This window comes from Paracoccus sp. (in: a-proteobacteria) (assembly GCF_046289755.1).
Lineage (GTDB): Bacteria > Pseudomonadota > Alphaproteobacteria > Rhodobacterales > Rhodobacteraceae > Paracoccus.
Map to the genome: position 1 here is coordinate 160,795 of NZ_JBKBVD010000001.1, position 17,321 is coordinate 178,115.

The window sequence follows — 17,321 nt, forward strand, 5'->3', positions numbered from 1 at the left end:
CATTGCCTAATGAATTATTCACGCCCTTGTAAAACCGTCATATTTGCCTCTGTTAGCGTATGAAATAAGTCGGCGCTGCCTTGCCATCGCGCAGGGCGACTGGATTAATGGCATACAATGTGCAGGTAATTGTCGGACGCCCGGCCCGATTGAACGCCATCCCAGCCCGACAAGAGGACGCATGCAGCACGCCCTGACAGACGATCACCTTCGCGCGGCCCCCTTCCATCTGGACCCGCAGGCGCTGGCCTGGGTCCGCCGCAGTTTCGACAGGCTCGATGATGAGGGCAGGCTGCGCCAGCTGCTGATCCCCATGTGCCGCGACCTGTCGCCCGAGGCGCTGCGCGATCTGGCCGCCCGCAATCTGGGCGGCATCCACCGCTTTCCCAGCTTTTCTGAGGACGAATTGCGCGACTCGGCCCGTCTGCTGACCGAAGGCGCTGCGATCCCGCCGCTGATGACCGCCGATCTGGAGCTGTCGGAAAAGGCCAGCGTCAGGGCGGGCACGGTCTTTCCCAACCAGATGACGGTCGCGGCGACCGCCGATCCGCAGAACGCCTGGCGCATGGGGGCGCTGGCCGCGCGCGAGGCCGGGTATCTGGGCTTTCACGTCTCATGGACGCCGGTGGCGGATCTGGCCCTGAACCCGCGATCGAATGTGGTGAACACGCGCAGCTTTTCGGACCGGGTCGATCTGACCCGCGATCTGGTCTGCGCCTATATCGACGGCATGCAGGCCCATGGCATGGCCGCCTGCGTCAAGCATTTTCCGGGCGACGGGCTGGACGACCGCGACCAGCATTTCGTCACCACGATCAACCCGATGGACATGCCGCGCTGGCAGGACAGTTTCGGCCGCATCTTTGCCGCAGCCATCGCGGCCGATGTGCGGGTGATGATGGCGGGCCATATCAGCCTGCCCGCGCATGATCCCACGGGCGCGCCTGCCTCGCTCAGCGCGCCCTTGTTGCAGGGGTTGTTGCGCGGCGATCTGGGCTTCAACGGCGTGATCGTCTCGGATGCGACGCTGATGAACGGGTTCGCCCAGCAAGGCCCGCGCGACCGCATCGTGCCCGCCTGCATTCAGGCCGGCTGCGACATCCTGCTGTTTCCCAAGGATATTGACGCCGATCTGGACCGCCTGCGCGCGGGGCTGGCCTCGGGCGCGCTGAGCCGCCAGCGGCTGGATCAGGCGGTGCTGCGGATTCTGGCGCTGAAGGCCTCGCTTGGCCTGCATCTGGGGTCAACGCTGCCCGATCCGCAGGACCGGCCCGCGCGGCTGGGTTCCGACGAACATCGCGGCTGGTCCGAGGGCATCGTGCGCGGCGCCGTGACCCTGTTGCGCGACCGCCCGCAGATCCTGCCGCTGGACCCGGCCCGCCATCGCCGCATCCTGCTGGCCGAGGCGGTGGGGCGGCGCAGCCCCTCATCCGCCCTGCCCGACCTGCAGATCGCCGCGATGCTGGAAGAGGCGGGCTTCACCATCACCCGCCACCAGCCCGGCCAGCCCATTGACGCGGAAAATCACGACATCGGCCTCTATCTGATGGCGGAAGAGGGGCTGTCGGGCAAAGAAAATCTGGGCCCGCAATGGGAGCGCCTGCACGGCGCCTTCCCGGCCAGCATGGAGCGGCTGTGGCATCACCTGCCGACCGTCTATGTCTCGCTCGGCACGCCGTTTCTGCCGTATCACATGCCCGACTGCCCGAGTTTCATCAACGCCTACTCACCCATCCTGCCGATGCAGCGGGCGGTGGTGCAGGCGCTGACCGGGCGCATCCCCTTTGCGGGGATCAGCCCGGTCGAGGCCACGGGCGGGCTGATGCCCGGCTAGGTCAGAGAGCCAACCGGCGCCGGGTCAGCCAGTTGTCGATGGCCTGCGCCACCTCGGCGGGTTTCTCGAAGGTCAGCAGATGGCCGCCGCCGGGAATGACCTGCGAGTCCGCATCGGGCAGGGCGCGGGCGATTTCGGCATGGACCGGCTCGGTCGACAGGTGATCCTCAGAGCCGGTCAGCAGCAGCACGGGGAAATCAAAGCCGCCAAGATAGGCGAAGGCATCGGGCCGGTGCAGCAGCGCAAGGTTCTGGCGTTCGTGGACCTCGGGCGGGCAGTCGGTCACCATCTGGCGCACGCGGGCCAGCAGCGCCCGGTCCTGCGCGCCCGCCCTGGACAGCACCTTGGGCGCCCAGCCCTGCGCATAGTCGGCCATCCCGGCATTGGCCTGCGCGATGCGGGCATGGCGATGGGCGGCCTCATCGGGGCCTGCGGGTTCGGCGGCGGTGCTGGACAGGATCATCGCGCGGATGCGGCCGGGGGCCTGACGCCCCATCTCCATCGCGATGCGGCCGCCCATGGAATGCGCCATGATGACCAGATCGCCCGACACGGCCTCCAGCGCGCGCGCGGCCATCCCGGCCAGCGTGTCATCCGAGGCGGTGTCCGCGACATGGATCGCGGCAAAGCGATGGGTCATGGCCTCGGTCACCGGCGCCCATGTCCGCGCGTCGGACATCACGCCGGGAATGGTGATCAGGGTCGTCATCTGGTCTTCCTTTGCTTTCGTGGTCAGAATGCGTGACGGGCAGGGCCGCAGCCCCGCCCGGTCAGGTGTCGGTCAGTTCAGCTCACTCGCCCGGCGCGACCGCCTGCAAGCCCTTGACGGCCATCTCGTCCAGCATGCCGATATAGGCCGTATAGTCTTCGAGACCCATGAAACGGCTGTCGGCACCCGACACGGCCTCGAAGGCCTTGAACTCTTCGTCGGCGATGGCGGTCTCGAAGGCGGCGGCGATGGTGGCCTGCACCTCATCCGGGATGCCTGCCGGGCCGAAGATCCCCCGGATCTGCTGCCATTCCGTATCGGCTTCCAGCCCCTGCTCGGCGAAGGTCGGCACATCGGGCAGGGCGGCGCTGCGCTGATCGGCCAGAACACCCAGCACCCGCACGCGCCCCGATTCCACAAAGTCGATCAGCGGCCCCGGATTGCCCGAGCCCACCTCGACATGATCGCCCAGCACGGCGGCCACCGTGTCCGAGGTCGCGCTGAAGCTGACCCAGTTTTCCTCGGCGCCCGCCGCCTCCATAATGATGCGGGTGGCGATGTTCTGGGGCGAGCCGATCGGGCCAAAGCCGCCGATGTCGATCGAGCCGCCGCGTTCCTGCGCGAGGCGGGTCACGTCCTCCATGGTCTGGATCGGGCTGTCGGCATTGACGAACAGCAGAAAGCTGTCCTGCTGGACCATGGTGATCCAGTCGAAATCCTCGACCGCAAACACGCCCTTGAGGTTCGACTGCATCGAGGTGAAATGCGACAGCGTGTTGACGCCAAGCGTATAGCCATCGGGCGCCGCCGACCGCAGCGCCGCCATCTGCGTGGCCCCGCCGCCGCCGGGACGGTTCACGACGATCACCGGCTGGCCCAGGGCCGGCTCGACCGCGCGGGCCAGATTGCGGGCGAAAATATCGGATGCGCCGCCCGGCCCGGTCAGCACGACCAGCTCGACCGGGCGCGTGGGCCAGTCATCGGCCTGCGCGACAGCGGGCGCCAGACCGGCGGCCAGCAGGGACATGGCCAGCAGGGACGTGCCCAGCATCGGCGCGGTGACAAACTGTTTCATCTTGGTCCTCCCATTGTATGGTTTTTGTAGCATTCATTTGCTTTTCTTTTCGAAGCATTCCCAAGGGTGACCCATAGGCAGCTCACATGAAAGACCGGTGAGGTTTTGCAAGAGCAGACGATAAGTTGGTCACCCGCGCCAGACAAGCGTTGCTGCAATCAATGAGGGTTGGCATTGTAGCAGACACAGGGCTTGCGCCCGGATCCGACAGTGCTGCGCAAACATTGACTGCACCATGATCGGATCAGAATTACCGCGCTCTGCCCGGCAGAGCTGGTCAATCACAGCAAAAGGAATGCGACATGTCCAACAGCACACCCGCGCGAAACTTTGTTCTGGTCCATGGCGCGGGCCATGGCAGCTGGCTGTGGTCGCGCGTCCGCGACCGCCTGACGGCCCAGGGCCACCGCGTCTTTACGCCCACGCTGACGGGTCTGGGCGACCGCTCGCATCTGCTTGGCGCCGATGTGACGCTGGACACCCATATCAAGGACGTCGTGAACCTGTGCCTGTGGGAGGATCTGACCGATGTGATTCTTGTCGGCCATTCCTATGCGGGCTGGGTCATCTCGGGCGCGATCGAACAGCTTGAGGATCGTCTGTCGGCCATCGCCTATGTCGACGCCTTCCTGCCCGATGACGGGCAGAAGGGGATGGATTTCCTGAACGCCCAGCAGCTAGAGGCGTTCGAGGCCGCCCGCGCGCGCGGCGATCTGGCCCGTCCCGGCCCCAGGGCCGAAGCGCTGCGCATCCAGTCGCCCGAGGATGCCGCATGGGTCGACAGCAAGATCACGCCCCAGCCCATCGGCGTGTCGCTGGACCCGGTGGTGCTGACCGGCGCGCGCGAGCGGATCGCCCGCAAGCTGTATGTCCGCACGCCGCTGTTCCCGCAGCCCCGCTTTGACGCCGCCTATGAGCGTTGCAAGGCCGATGACGGCTGGCAGGTCGCGGTGATGGAAAACTGCGGCCACGATCCGATGATCGACGACCCCGACGCGCTGTGCGATCTGCTGCGCGGCCTGCTGTAATGGCGCCGGGCCTGCATATCATCGCCCCCGCCGCCTTTGCCGATGCCTTCCGCGCGCTGGGTGCCGCATGGCCCGATGGCGAGGTGAGCTTCACCTTTGGCCCGGCGGCGGGAGACCGGCCCGACAGCCTTGTGTCGCGGCTGGCCGCCGGGGAGGTGGCCGATCTGGTCGTGCTGCCCCGCGCGCTGTTTCAGGCGCAGCAGCAGGCGGGCCGGATCGCCGGGGATGTGCAGGCAGCATTCGCCGTCTCGCGCACCGCGTTCTGCCTGCCCGAAGGGGCCGCCTTGCCCGACCTGTCGACCGAAAGCGCCCTGCGCGCGGCGCTGCTGGATGCCGGGACCGTCGCCCTCTCGACCGCGGGCAGCGGCGTCTATTTCACCACCACATTGCTGCCCGCGCTGCGGCTGGCGCCGGATCAGGTCGCGACCCTGCAGCGATCCGACCGGCCCGTGGCCGAGGTGGTCGCCGCAGGCGAGGCCAGGATCGGCTTTCAGCAGCGCGCCGAGCTGACCGGGCAGCCCGGCGTGCAGGTGGTCTGCGATCTGCCGCCACTGGCGCAGCACGGCACCGCGCTGATCGCAGGGCGTCCGCAGACCGCCACCGCGCAAGCCATTGCACAGGCCGACGCTTTCCTGCGCTTTGTCGCCTCGGCGGCGGGGGTGGCGGTGCTGGACCGCTTTGGCCTTGACAGCTGAGACGACTGGCCGCACGCGCTGAAAGGCTTGAGCTTTTCGCGCCGGTGCGACAGTGTTGTGACGCAGCGTCGTCACGTCCGGGTGCCGGATGTTTGCGCAGTTGCGACATAATCGAACAGGCGCGCGATGACCCAACAGCTTCCCCCCCTGAACCCGCTGAAAGCCTTCGAGGCGGCGGCGCGGCTCAACAGCCTGACCCTGGCAGCCGAGGAGCTGAATGTCAGTCAGGTGGCGGTCAGCCGTCAGGTCAAGGTGCTGGAGGAATATCTGGGCGTCGCCCTGTTCCGCCGCCTGCATCGCGGCATCGAGGTCACGCGCGAGGGCCAGCGCCTGTACGAGGGGGTCACGCAGGCATTCTCGGACATCAGCGCGGCGGCGCGGCTGGTCTCGCGCCGGGGGCGGCGGGATATTCTGTCGATCCAGTCCTATACGACATTCTCGCAGCGCTGGCTGATCCCGCGGCTGGCCCAGTTCCACGACGCCAACCCGCGCATCGAGGTGCGGCTGTCCTCGTCCACCGCGCCGGTCGATTTCGAGACGCAGAATCTTGATGCCGCGATCCGGTCGGGGCGCGGCGACTGGGACAGCCTGCATTCGGAAAAGCTGGCGCAGATTGATCTGGTGCCGGTCTGCTCGCCCGGTCTGCTGGCATCCGGCAACCTGCGCGCACCTGCCGATCTGGCCAAGGTCCGGCTGCTGCATTCGATGGCCCGGCCAAGTGACTGGGCCGCGTGGATCAGCCATGTCCGCGCGGGCATCGACCCCACGCCCGGCATCCGGTTCGAGAATTCGGCACTGGCCTATGAGGCCGCGCTGCTGGACATCGGCGTGGCGATCGCCATCCGCCCGTTTGTCACACGTCAGATTCAGTCGGGGGCGCTGGTCATGCCCTTCCCGGAAAGCTGCCTGACGACCGAGGGCTATTACATCACCTGGCCCAAGAATGTCGCGCCCTCGGCGCCGCTGGTGAAGTTTCTCGACTGGATCAAGGCGCAGATGGCGACCGAAGCCGCCATCTGACTTTCAGGTTCAGGACAGAACCACCAGCCCGTCGGCGGCGCGTGCGCCCTGCCCCTGCGGCAGCACGAACAGCGGGTTGATCTCGGCCTCTTCCAGCCGCCCGTCCAGCGCACAGGCCATGTCAGAGAACGCCAGCACGGCATCGGTCAGCGCCTCGATATCCGCCGCGGGCCTGCCCCGGAACCCGGTCAGCAAGGCCGCGCATTTCAGGCTGTGGATCATCTGCGTGGCCCCCGCCCGGTCCAGGGGCAGCAGCCGCAGCGCCACGTCCTGATACAGCTCGGTCGTGACACCCCCCGCGCCCAGCAGGATATAGGCGCCCAGCTGCGGATCGCGGTTATAGCCCAGGATCATTTCGACCCCGCCGCTGATCAGCTCCTGCACCAGAAACCCGTCGACCGCCGCGTCGGTGTGGCCCTTGACGCGGGCCAGCATTTCGCGACAGGCCTGCGCCACATCGCCGGGCTGGATGCCCACCGCAACGCCGCCGACTTCGGTCTTGTGCAGGATTTCCGAGGACAGGATCTTGATCACCACCGGCCCGTCAAAGGACGCCGCCGCCTCGCCCGCCGCTTCGGGCGTGGCCGCCGTCACCTCGCGCGTGACCGGCACGCCGAAGCGGGCATAGAGGTCTTTCGCATCCGCCTCGTTCAGCGCGCCCGCTGCCAGATGGGCGCTGTCAAAACCCGCGACCGGGCGGGCATCCGCCGTGACAGCCTCGCGCGGCAGCAGCGCCGACAGGGCCGAGGCGCAGCTTTCGGGCGCGCCGTAAGCGGCGATGCCGTTGCGGTTCAGGTGGCGCACGATATTGGGCGCCTCGGGGCTGACATAGACCATCAGCGGCTTGTCGGTGATCGACATCGCCTCTTGCACCGCGTCCGAGACCAGCTCGGGCTGCGCAATGGACGACGAGCCCGCCACCACGATGATCGCGTCATAAGACGCGCTGTCAGCCAGGATCCTGAGGATCGAGCGGAACAGGTCGGGGCGGATGCCCGCCAGCGTCACGTCGATCGGGTTGCGGTCCAGCACCGCCTCGGGCAGGTCCAGCGCCAGCAGTTTGGCCGCAGTGTCGGCATCGGGGGCGGGCATCTCCAGCCCCGACAGGCCGACATTGTCGGCAACCACGGTGGCCGCACCGCCGGTCGAGGTGACGATGGCTACCCGGTTGCCTTTCAGCCTGCGCCCCGCAGCCAGCGCTGCCGGGATGTCCAGCAGATCGGCAAAGGTCTGCGCGCGGATGATGCCCAGCTGGTGAAACAGCGCGTCATAGACCTCATCCGCACCGGCCAGCGCGCCGGTATGCGACACTGCCGAGCGTGCCCCCGATTCCGACCGGCCGACCTTGTAGACGACGATCTGCTTGCCCGCCGCCCGGACCTTCTCGGCCGCCGCGCGGAAGGCGGTCACGTTGCGGATGGTTTCCAGATACATGGCGATGACGGTCGTGGAGGGGTCATCGGCCAGCGCGTCCAGAAAATCCGCGACCTCCAGATCGCTTTCATTGCCGGTCGCGACCAGCTTGGAAAAGCCGATCCCCCGCCCGATGGCCCGCGACAGAAGCGAACCGAGGATGCCGCCCGACTGCGACAGCAGCGCGATGGGGCCGGTGGTGAAATCCTCCATCTCCATCGCGCCGGATGCGGTCAGCGCGATGCGGTCGGTCAGGTTGACCAGACCGATGGTGTTCGGCCCGAGGATGCGCATATCGCCCGCCGCCTCGCGCAGCGCGTCCTGACGCGCGCGGCCTTCCTCGCCCGCCTCGCCAAAGCCGGATGCCAGAACGACACAGGCCTTGGTGCCCGCCTCGGCCAGTTGCCGCACCGCGTCGATGACGCGGTTCGCGCCGACCAGCACCAGACCCAGATCGGGCGCCTCGGGCAGGTCGCGCGGATCGGCATAGGCCTTGAGCCCCGCCACGGTGTCAGAGCGCGGATTGATCGGATAGATCGTGCCGGTATAGCCATTGGCCTGCAGATAGGCGATCGGGCGCCCGGTCAGCTTGGCCGGATCGTTCGAGGCGCCGACCACGGCCACGCTTTTCGGGTTCAGAATGGCGTCGATTGCGGACATGTCGGACCTCATTTGCCGGTCTTTGCAAGGAATTCCTCGACCGAGGCGCGATGCTCGGCCGTGGTATAGCAGATCGCCTGTGCCTCGCGGCCAAGTGCAAAGACCTGCTCGTCGGTGGACTCAAAAGTCTTGTCCAGGATCGCCTTGGTCAGCGCGATGGCGGCGGGCGAGCCGATGGTCAGTTCCTCGGCCCAGGCCTGCGCCTGTTCCAGCAGATCCTCGCGCGAGGCGATGCGGTCGATCATGCCGATGGCCAGCGCCTCGTCGGGTTCGACCACGCGGGCGGTCAGGATCAGTTCCTTGGCCTTGGACAGCCCGACGCGGCGGGGCAGGAAATACATGCCGCCGCCGTCCGAGACCAACCCGCGCTTGACGAAGCTCATCGACATCTTGGCGCCCTCGGCCGCGATGATGAAATCGCAGGCCAGCGCCATGTCCAGACCCAGCCCGAAGGCCGCGCCGTTCACCGCCGCGATCACCGGCTTGGAGATGCCGTGGATCGCCGCGACGCCCTTGTGCGTGCTCTGCTGACGCTTCCAGCCGTTAAAGGCCACCTCGCCCGCCGGCGCATCCAGCCGCGCCCGCATCCCACCGATGTCACCGCCCGAGCAGAACCCCTTGCCGGCGCCGGTCAGGATGATGCCGCGCACGGTCTTGTCGGCGCCCGCATCCTCGAAAGCGGCGATCAGTTCGGCGCGCATCTGGTCGTTGATGGCGTTGCGCAGATCGGGCCGGTTCAGCGTGATGGTGGCGATGCCGTTCTTGTGGGTGACGGCCACGAATTCGGCCTGCCGCGTGATGGCGTTCATGTTGGGCTCCTCAGGGTCTTGTGATGGCGGCCTCCGGGCGTCCTCCCCCGCGCGCCTGCCTTGGGTCTAGGAATGCAAAAGCGGGGGATTTGTCGCAACCGACCATAGCGCGGGGCTTGGCCAACGAAATGTCAGGCTTGGGTCAGGGCCAGCGCGCCGGGCAGGTCAGGGCCGGTCAGAATGGCCGCGCGCAGGGCCTTTGCATCCGGGCGCGCCAGCACGGTCGCGGCCAGTTCGTCGAATTTCGCGGCGCGTTCGGTCGCCGTCAGCGGGTCTTCGGGATCGCCCTTGCGGGTCTTTTGCAGATGGTCCAGCACGCGGCCATCGCGCAGGGTCACGCGCAGCCGCGCCATCCGCTGGCGGGGATAAAGCGCGGCCAGATCGTCGTCCTTTGCCACCGAGATAAGCGGCAGCAGCGCCCGGATGCGCGGATCGGCCAGCGCCTCGGGCGTGAAGGCCGCCAGCCGCACGGCGCCAAGGATCAGGTCGGCGGCCAGACAATACTGCAGGCTGAACCGCGCCTGTTGCGCCGATTGCGGATCGGGGGTGTCGCACATGGATTTGGTGGCAGCGTAGCCATGCACCTCGATGGCCGCGATGTCATCCGCACCAAAGCCCGCCTGCGACCGCATCAGCCGCAGCCCGTCGATGGCCGGGAAGATATGGCCGCAACAGCCGTGGTTCTTGACCGTCATGCGGGTGATGGGGGTCCAGTCGCCCAACCCCTCCAACGCCGCATCCCAGTTGCCCGCGCTGTCGCTGGTGGCGGCGGCAAAGCCCATCGGCCCGTCCAGCGCATTGGCGGCGGCAGTCGCGCCCCCGGCGGCGGCGAAGGCTGCCAGCAGCCCGGCCTCGGCGGCGTGGCCGGGATGGATCGCCTTGGCCATCCCCTCGCCCTGCAGGTTCTGCTGATGCCCGCCCGCAAAGCTGGAGGCCAGCGCCACGGCATGGCCCATCTGCGCCGCATCGCAGCCCAGCAGCAGTGCGCCCGCCGCCGCCGCCCCCATCGTGCCGATGGTCGAGGTGGTGTGCCAGTATCGGTAATGGCTGGGCTGGACGGCCAGCGACAAGCGACAGCCCATCTCGTATCCCGCGATGATCGCGCGGTGCAGATCCTGCAACGAGGCGCCCCGGTGCTGCGCCAGCGCCAAAGCCGCCGCGATGGTCGGGCTGCCGGGGTGATAGCCGCCGTCGCGGAAGATGTCGTCGAATTCCACGATATGGCTGGCGGTGCCGTTGATCAGCGCCGCCAGACGCGGGCCCATGCGCCGCCCATCGACATAACAGACCGCCCCGCCCGGCCCGGCCTCATGCGCCAGCGCGCGGGCCAGGATCGTGGCGGGCGGCTCGATGCAGCCCGGCAGGGTGGTGGCGAACCAGTCCAGCAGGGCGGCGCGCGCGGCCCCGTCCAGATCAGACGTCAGAGGGCGGTCGCGCCAGCCTGCGACATGGGTGGCCAGACGGAGCAGCGGAGCATCATGGGTCATCGGTCTTGGTCTTTGCATCTGCGTCGCCTGACGCGGCCTTTTGCCGTTCGGCGATCTCTCGGCGCATTTCGCGGCGCACTTCGGCGGCGCGCCAGCGGCGGCGCGCCAGATCATTCTCGGGCTCCAGCGGCGGAACGGGCACGGGCTGACCGCGCTCATCCACGGCGACCATGGTGAAATAGCAGGAATTGGTGTGGCGGCGGGTGGCGCGGCGGATATTCTCGGCCTCGACGCGGATGCCGACCTCCATCGAGGTGCGGCCGGTGTGGTTCACGCGGGCGCTGAAGGTGACCAGCTCGCCCACATGGATGGGTTCCTTGAAGGTCACCTGATCGACCGACAGGGTCACGGCATATTCGCCCGAATACCGGCAGGCGCAGGAAAACGCCACGCGGTCCAGCAGGTTCAGCAGCGCGCCGCCATGCACCTTGCCGCTGAAATTCGCCATGTCCGGTGTCATCAGGACCGTCATTTCCAGACCGCTGCGTATCGCCATTCCCTGTCCTTTTGTCAGTTGATCGCACCTGCGGCACGCATGCGCGAAATCTCGTCCTCTCCATAGCCCAGTTCGCGCAGAATCGCATCGGTCTGTGCGCCCACCGGCTGCGGCAGCCGGGTGACCGAGGGGTGGCTGTCCGACATGTCAAAGCCTGCCACGGGAACCTGCAACCCGTCCAGCGGATCGCCCGGTGCCGCGATGCGCTGGATCACCCGGCGCTGCGCGATCTGCGGGTCGGCCAGCGCCTCTTCCATGCGGCGGATGCGGGCGGCGGGGATGCGGCGCTGGCGGAAAAACGCCTCCCAGTAGTCGGCGGGCATGGTGGCGATGATTTCCGACAGGGCGGCGGTTTCCTCGGCATGGGCATCAAGGCGCTGGTTGTTGTCGGTCTTGATCATGTCCTCGCGCCCCAGCGCGGCCCAGAGCCTGCGCTGCTGGCGCAGGTTCGAGGCGGCGATCATGATGTCGGCGTCCTGCGCGTGATACATGCCGATGGTGGCAAAGGGGAAGGTGTTGGCCTTCTGTCTGGGATGGCTGCCGTTCCATGTGAACGCGGTCACATGCGACGAGGCCAGGATCAGCGCCACATCCAGCATCGAGACATCGACGAACTGCCCCCGCCCGCCATTCTGCTGGCGCTGATACAGCGCCGCCGTGATGGCAAATGCGGCGGTGGTGCCGGTCGCGTAGTCGACCACCGGCGCGCCCGATTTCAGCGGCTTGCCGTCGCCAAAGCCGGTCATTGCCATCATGCCGGAATAGGCCTGCAGGATATTGTCATAGCCCGTCACCTCGCGTTTCGGCCCGTCCGAACCAAAGGCCGAGATCGAGCAATAGATCAGCCCCGGATTGATCGCCGACAGTTCCGCATAGCCCAGCCCCAGCGCATCAAAGGCGCCGGGGCGATAGTTCTCGACAAAGACATCCGCCGTGGCGACCAGTTTCAGCATCGCGGCGCGCCCCTCGGGCGATTTCAGGTCCAGCGCCAGCGCCTGCTTGCCCGCCGCCTGCGACATGAAGGCTGTGCCCATGCCCCGGTCGTTCAGGGCGCGGTCAGACCCCTGCCCGCGCGCCTGATCGGGGTCGCGGGGGTGTTCGACCTTGATGACCTCGGCGCCCAGAACGGCCATCTGATAGCTGGCGAAAGGTCCGGCAAGAACATGCGTCGTGTCGATCACGCGCAATCCGGTGAATGCTTGGGTCATGGGGTCCTCATCTGGTCGTGGCCGGGCCTGCTCCGCGGCAAGCAGGGGCAGGCCCGGAGGGGCGGCATATCAGTTCAGCAGGTTCTGTTCGCGCAGGTTTTCCTCGGCCACCGTCATCAGCTGCTGGACAAAGGCCGAGTATTCCGCAGGCCCCATATCCGGGGTCTCGACACCCGATTTGGCCGCATATTCCCGGTAGCTTTCCGCCGCCATCGCCAGTTGGAAGGCATCGGCGATCTGCTCCTGCAGGGCCGGGTCCATGCCCGCCGGACCGAACAACCCGCGCACCTGCACCCAGTCGGTGTTCACGGGAAAGCCCGCCTCGTTCACGGTCGGCACCTCGGCCAGGCTCTCCAGCCGGTCGGGGCCAAGCACCGCCAGCGGCGTCAGCCGGTCGGATTCAAAGAAGGGCAGCGTCGGGCCAAGGTTCGACACGCCGACATCGACATGCCCGCCCAGAAGCGCCGTCAGAATGTCGGGCGTCGCCTCGAAGGCCACCCAGTTCAGCTTGATGCCCGCAGATTTCTCGAACATCGAGATGCCGATGTGCTGCATGGAACCCACCGGGCCAAAGCCGCCCATGTTCACCACACCGTCGCCGCGTTCCTTGGCCAAAGCCACCAGATCCTCGACGGACTGGATGTCGCTGTCGGCCGACGAGAACATCAGGATCGGGTCGATCTGCGCGGCGGCGATCCACGAGAAATCATCGGTCTCGAAGACGCCTTTCAGGTTGGTCAGCATGCCCGTGAAATGGCTGACCGTGTTGATGCCAAGCGTCAGCCCGTCGGGATCGGCGCGGCGGATCTGGTTCATCTGGTTGGCACCGCCGCCGCCGGGCAGGTTCTCGACCACCAGCGGCTGGCCGATGGCCGGTTCCAGCGTCGCGGCCAGCGTGCGGATAAAGATGTCGGCGGTGCCGCCGGGCTTGGTGTGCATCAGGATGCGGACCGGCCCGTCGGGCTGCCAGGTTTCCTGCGCCATGGCGGGGCCGCCAAAGCCCACACAGGCGGCCAGCGAGACGGCGAAAAGACGGCGAGACATTGTGAATGACATTGAGATTCCCTCCCTGAAAATCCTGCCGGCTCCTCCGCCGGTCTGGGGGGATCATGGGCTGCAGCGGCGCCTGCGTGAACTGAGATTTGGTCAGGCGAAGGCGCAGCGATGGTTTGCCAGACCCGCGCGCCGGACGCAAAAGGGCCGGGCGTGAGGCCCGGCCCTTTCGCTATTTTCGCGCTGGTTCAGACGCGGCGGGCGCGGCGTTTGGCGCGGATGTCATTGACCAGCGGCACCACGAAGGCCAGCACCGCCACGATCAGCAGGATCAGCGTCAGCGGATGGGTATAGAAGATGTCATAGCTGCCCCGCGAGATGACCATCGCCCGGCGGAAGTTCGTCTCCATCATGTCGCCCAGAACCAGTGCCAGAATGATCGGCGCCAGCGGGATCCTGGCCTTGCGCAGCACATAGCCGATGACGCCGAAGGCCGTCATGATGAACACCGGAAAGATCGAGTTCGACGAGGCATAGGCCCCGATCAGACAGATCGTCGCCACGATGGCGGCAATCGCCGGGCGGGGAATATTGGCCACCTGCGCCCACAGCCGCGCCCCCGCCAGACCGATCACGATCATCACCGGCACGCCGATGAACAGCGAGGCAAAGATCGAATAGGGGATTTCCGGGTTGCGGGTGAACAGCAGCGGCCCCGGCTGGATGCCCTGGATCATCAGCGCGCCGATCAGCACGGCGGTCGTGGCCGATCCGGGAATGCCAAGCGCCAGCAGCGGCGCCAGCGCGCCCGACACGGCGGCATTGTTGGCGGTTTCCGAGGCGACCAGCCCCTCATAGCTGCCCTTGCCGAATTTCTCGGGCTCTTTCGAGGTCTTCTTGGCGACGATATAGGACATGAAGGACGCGATCGAGGCGCCCGCACCGGGGATCACCCCGATCACATAGCCCAGCAGCGAGCTGCGGATCAGATGGCCACGCAGCTTGTAATAGGCGCTGAACGGCACGGCCAGAATACCCGTGATCTTCTGGCTTTTGATCTTCTGGGCAGGGCCTTCCTCCAGCATGAACAGCACTTCGGACAGGGCGTAAAGACCCAGCAGCACCGGCACCAGCGGGAAGCCCTCGAAGAATTCGGGGCTGTAGGCAAAGCGCGGGATGCCGGTCTGCGTGTCCAGCCCCACGGTGGCCAGCGCCAGCCCCAGACCCATCGCGATGGCGCCTTTCAGGACCGAGCCCTCGGACAGGCCGGACACGAGGCTGAGCCCCACCACGGCCAGCGCGAAATACTCGCCCGGGCCGAAATTCAGCGCCAGTTCCGACAGCGGGATTGCCGTCACGACCAGCAGCACCGACGAGACCAGAATGCCGATCCCCGATCCGATGATCGACAGGTTCAACGCGATGCCCGCCTTGCCCTGACGCGTCAGCGGATAGCCGTCCCACGCGGTGGCCACCGCCGCCGCCGTACCGGGCGTGTTGATCAGCACGGCGGTGATCGCGCCCCCGTATTCGGCAGCGGCATACAGCGCCACCAGCATGACGATGGCCACGACCGGGTCCATGCCATAGGTGAACGGGATCAGCAGGGCCACGCCCAGACTTGGCCCAAGACCGGGGATCGCCCCGATCAGGTACCCCGCCAGGGCGCCGACCAGCAGGCCCAGCCAGACATAGGGATCGCCAAAGGCCGCAAAGCCCAGTGCAAGATTCTCGAACATGGGAAATACCTCAGGGAAGCCGGATGCCAAGGGCATAGGTGAAGATGGAATAGATCGCGACGGTCAGCACCACCGGCGTCAGCACCAGATGCGCCGGGCGCCGTTCGCCGCAGGCCAGCATAATCAGCACTGCCGAGCCGAAGATGACCGGAATGGCGCCAAGCAGTTCGAAGACCGCCGCCTGAAGGACCAGCAGGCCCATCCCGGCCAGCACCCAAAGCGGGCGTCCGATGACGGCCAGCCGCTGCTCGCGGCGCTTCAGCCAGATCAGGACCGCCTGCGCCAGCATGACCACCAGCGCGATGGCCGTGGCCCCGCCCGCGATCATCGGAAAGCGCCCCGCGCCCACATCCGACGGGTTCATCGAGGCGGGCAGCGCGGAGGCGTCGCGCAGATAGATCCCCACGATGACCAGCAGGATCACACCCACCACGATCTCGATGCGGAACAGGGGCAGTGTCTTTTTGCCGAAGTCGTCGTGATCCTCGGGCCTTGGGTTCTCGGCGGTGTTCATCGCAGCTCTCCTCCTTTGCGTGGCGGGACGAACCCGTGCCACCTCCCTGATGTGGTCTGGCCCTTTTTTCCGGCCGTCTTTCCGGGCCCATTTCCAAGCGGGCCACGCAAAAGGGCCGGACCAGCGGACAGGATCAGGCCATGACGCAGGAATGCGACGTGCATGGAAACCCTCCCCTTTTTGGCGCTGTGTCAGCGGCCCCTCTCTCCTGCCTCTGTTATCGGCGCGACGGGGGCTCGTTTGAACTGACTTTATATTGGGTCAGGCGCAGGCAAGCCTTGGCCTGCCTGCGCGGGTGTCGGCTGGCGGCTCAGTCCGCGATGCCGACCGATGCCAGACCCTGACGCGCCAGTTCCATCATCGCCTCGACCCGTTCGGCATATTCGGCAGGGCCATAGGCCAGCCCCTCGATGGCGGTTTCGTCCTGATAGCGCTGGAATTCCTCGGACTGCATCGCCTCGATCAGACCATCGGCCAGAATCTGGCGGATCTCGTCGGGGATGCCTGCGGGGCCATAGATGCCGCGGATCTGCTGCCAGTCGGGATTGGCGTCATAGCCCTGCTCGCCAAAGGTCGGCACATCGGGAAACGCGCTGGAGCGGTCTTCGGACAGCACGCCCAGAATGCGGACGCGGCCTGCGCGTGCGAAATCCAGCACCGGGCCGGGATTGGCGACGGCCATCTGCACATGCCCGCCCAGCAGCCCGGTGATCGCCTCGGTCGAGCTGTCATAGCCGACCCAGTTCACCTCGATCCCGGCGGAATCGGTGACCAGCCGCGTGGCGATATTGGCGATCGAGCCGGTCGCGCCATAGCCGCCCATGGTGACGGCGCGGCCCTCGGCCATGGTGGCCTCGACCAGGTCGCCAAAGGTCTGATGCGGGCTGTCGGCGTTGACGAACAGCACATGGGCGTCCTGCTGCACCTGCGCGATCCAGCTGAAATCCTCGGGCGCAAAGACGCCGTTGAGGTTGGTCAGCATGGCGGTGAAATGGCTCAGCGTGTTGACGCCGATGGTATAGCCGTCGGGTGCTGCGGACTTTACGGCGGCCATCTGCGCGGCCCCGCCGCCACCGGCGCGGTTCACGATGACCACCGGCTGGCCAAACACCTCTTCGGCCGAGCGTGCCAGCGTGCGGGCAAAGATGTCGGATGCCCCGCCCGGCGCGTTCTGGACAACGAATTCGATGGGCCTTGTCGGAAAATCCTGCGCCAGCGCCGGACCCGTCAGGCTCAGGACTGCGCCGAATCCGGCGGCGATGATATGTCTCATGGTTCCTCCCGTTCATCTTCGTGCAACCCCGGGGGGCCGCGTGTCCGCCACAATGTGCGATCGGGGCGCCCCTGTGATCTGACGATAACTTGGCCATGCCCGAACCCAGCGCATGCCTGGCGCCCCAAAGCCCCCGGCGGTAGCCCGCCAGAGCAAAGCTGTGCGGCAGGGCAACAAATGGTCAGTCTGAAACCGTGCGGCGCTGCGCTATCCCGCCCTCCAGAGCATTCCAGTGAGGAGGACCTGCCATGACCGACGTGTTCATCTGCGACTATATCCGCACCCCCATCGGCCGTTTCGGCGGCGCGCTGGCCATGGTCCGCCCCGACGATCTGGGCGCCATCCCCCTGCGCGCGCTGATGGACCGC

Annotated in this window: 15 protein-coding genes and 1 pseudogene; 5 read left to right on the forward strand and 11 right to left on the reverse strand. The window is 66.9% G+C overall.

Annotation, left to right across the window (positions count from 1 at the left end):
• The first annotated feature begins 181 nt into the window (after positions 1–181).
• Positions 182–1,834 (forward strand): glycoside hydrolase family 3 protein, encoded by a 1,653-nt coding sequence (locus ACK41U_RS00755; protein WP_409674481.1) that lies wholly within the window; start codon positions 182–184, stop codon positions 1,832–1,834.
• Between the two features lies 1 nt (position 1,835).
• On the opposite strand, the gene ACK41U_RS00760 is transcribed toward ACK41U_RS00755, so the two are convergent.
• Both ACK41U_RS00760 and ACK41U_RS00765 read right to left on the reverse strand, forming a co-directional pair.
• The gene (locus tag ACK41U_RS00760; protein ID WP_409674483.1) at positions 1,836–2,543 is read right to left on the reverse strand and encodes an alpha/beta fold hydrolase; all 708 of its coding nucleotides are present in this window, start codon (positions 2,541–2,543) and stop codon (positions 1,836–1,838) included.
• Between the two features lie 82 nt (positions 2,544–2,625).
• On the reverse strand, positions 2,626–3,618 hold the full coding sequence (locus ACK41U_RS00765; RefSeq protein WP_409674485.1) for a Bug family tripartite tricarboxylate transporter substrate binding protein: 993 nt from the start codon (positions 3,616–3,618) through the stop codon (positions 2,626–2,628).
• A gap of 302 nt (positions 3,619–3,920) precedes the next feature.
• Here ACK41U_RS00765 and ACK41U_RS00770 point away from each other — a divergent pair, with 302 nt between their 5' ends.
• The 3 genes from ACK41U_RS00770 to gcvA all read left to right on the forward strand — a co-directional run bounded on the left by ACK41U_RS00770 (position 3,921) and on the right by gcvA (position 6,361).
• Positions 3,921–4,646 (forward strand): alpha/beta fold hydrolase, encoded by a 726-nt coding sequence (locus tag ACK41U_RS00770; RefSeq protein WP_409674487.1) that lies wholly within the window; start codon positions 3,921–3,923, stop codon positions 4,644–4,646.
• A complete protein-coding gene (locus ACK41U_RS00775; protein ID WP_409674489.1) occupies positions 4,646–5,341 on the forward strand; it encodes a substrate-binding domain-containing protein in 696 nt (231 codons plus the stop codon). The genes ACK41U_RS00770 and ACK41U_RS00775 overlap by 1 nt, the downstream gene beginning before the upstream one ends.
• 126 nt (positions 5,342–5,467) lie before the next feature.
• Positions 5,468–6,361, forward strand: coding sequence for a transcriptional regulator GcvA (gene gcvA / locus ACK41U_RS00780; protein WP_409674491.1), 894 nt, complete (start codon positions 5,468–5,470; stop codon positions 6,359–6,361).
• A 9-nt stretch (positions 6,362–6,370) separates the two neighbouring features.
• Here gcvA and ACK41U_RS00785 read toward each other — a convergent pair whose 3' ends face one another.
• The 9 genes from ACK41U_RS00785 to ACK41U_RS00825 form a co-directional block, all read right to left on the reverse strand.
• Positions 6,371–8,434 (reverse strand): acetate--CoA ligase family protein, encoded by a 2,064-nt coding sequence (locus tag ACK41U_RS00785; protein ID WP_409674493.1) that lies wholly within the window; start codon positions 8,432–8,434, stop codon positions 6,371–6,373.
• An 8-nt stretch (positions 8,435–8,442) separates the two neighbouring features.
• Positions 8,443–9,243 (reverse strand): enoyl-CoA hydratase/isomerase family protein, encoded by an 801-nt coding sequence (locus tag ACK41U_RS00790; protein ID WP_409674495.1) that lies wholly within the window; start codon positions 9,241–9,243, stop codon positions 8,443–8,445.
• A 131-nt stretch (positions 9,244–9,374) separates the two neighbouring features.
• On the reverse strand, positions 9,375–10,730 hold the full coding sequence (locus ACK41U_RS00795) for an MmgE/PrpD family protein (protein WP_409674497.1): 1,356 nt from the start codon (positions 10,728–10,730) through the stop codon (positions 9,375–9,377).
• Positions 10,720–11,226, reverse strand: coding sequence for an acyl-CoA thioesterase (locus ACK41U_RS00800; RefSeq protein WP_409674499.1), 507 nt, complete (start codon positions 11,224–11,226; stop codon positions 10,720–10,722). Before ACK41U_RS00800 ends, ACK41U_RS00795 begins: the two co-directional genes overlap by 11 nt.
• A 14-nt stretch (positions 11,227–11,240) precedes the next feature.
• Positions 11,241–12,434 (reverse strand): CaiB/BaiF CoA transferase family protein, encoded by a 1,194-nt coding sequence (locus tag ACK41U_RS00805; RefSeq protein WP_409674501.1) that lies wholly within the window; start codon positions 12,432–12,434, stop codon positions 11,241–11,243.
• 69 nt (positions 12,435–12,503) lie between these two features.
• Positions 12,504–13,478, reverse strand: coding sequence for a Bug family tripartite tricarboxylate transporter substrate binding protein (locus tag ACK41U_RS00810; protein WP_409674503.1), 975 nt, complete (start codon positions 13,476–13,478; stop codon positions 12,504–12,506).
• A gap of 197 nt (positions 13,479–13,675) precedes the next feature.
• Complete coding sequence (locus ACK41U_RS00815; RefSeq protein WP_409674505.1) at positions 13,676–15,166, reverse strand: tripartite tricarboxylate transporter permease; 1,491 nt, start codon at positions 15,164–15,166, stop codon at positions 13,676–13,678.
• A gap of 10 nt (positions 15,167–15,176) precedes the next feature.
• On the reverse strand, positions 15,177–15,680 hold the full coding sequence (locus tag ACK41U_RS00820; RefSeq protein ID WP_409674507.1) for a tripartite tricarboxylate transporter TctB family protein: 504 nt from the start codon (positions 15,678–15,680) through the stop codon (positions 15,177–15,179).
• A 310-nt stretch (positions 15,681–15,990) separates the two neighbouring features.
• The gene (locus ACK41U_RS00825) at positions 15,991–16,953 is read right to left on the reverse strand and encodes a Bug family tripartite tricarboxylate transporter substrate binding protein (RefSeq protein ID WP_409674509.1); all 963 of its coding nucleotides are present in this window, start codon (positions 16,951–16,953) and stop codon (positions 15,991–15,993) included.
• 248 nt (positions 16,954–17,201) lie between these two features.
• Here ACK41U_RS00825 and ACK41U_RS00830 point away from each other — a divergent pair.
• Positions 17,202–17,321: pseudogene (locus ACK41U_RS00830) on the forward strand (3-oxoadipyl-CoA thiolase); the annotation flags it as partial.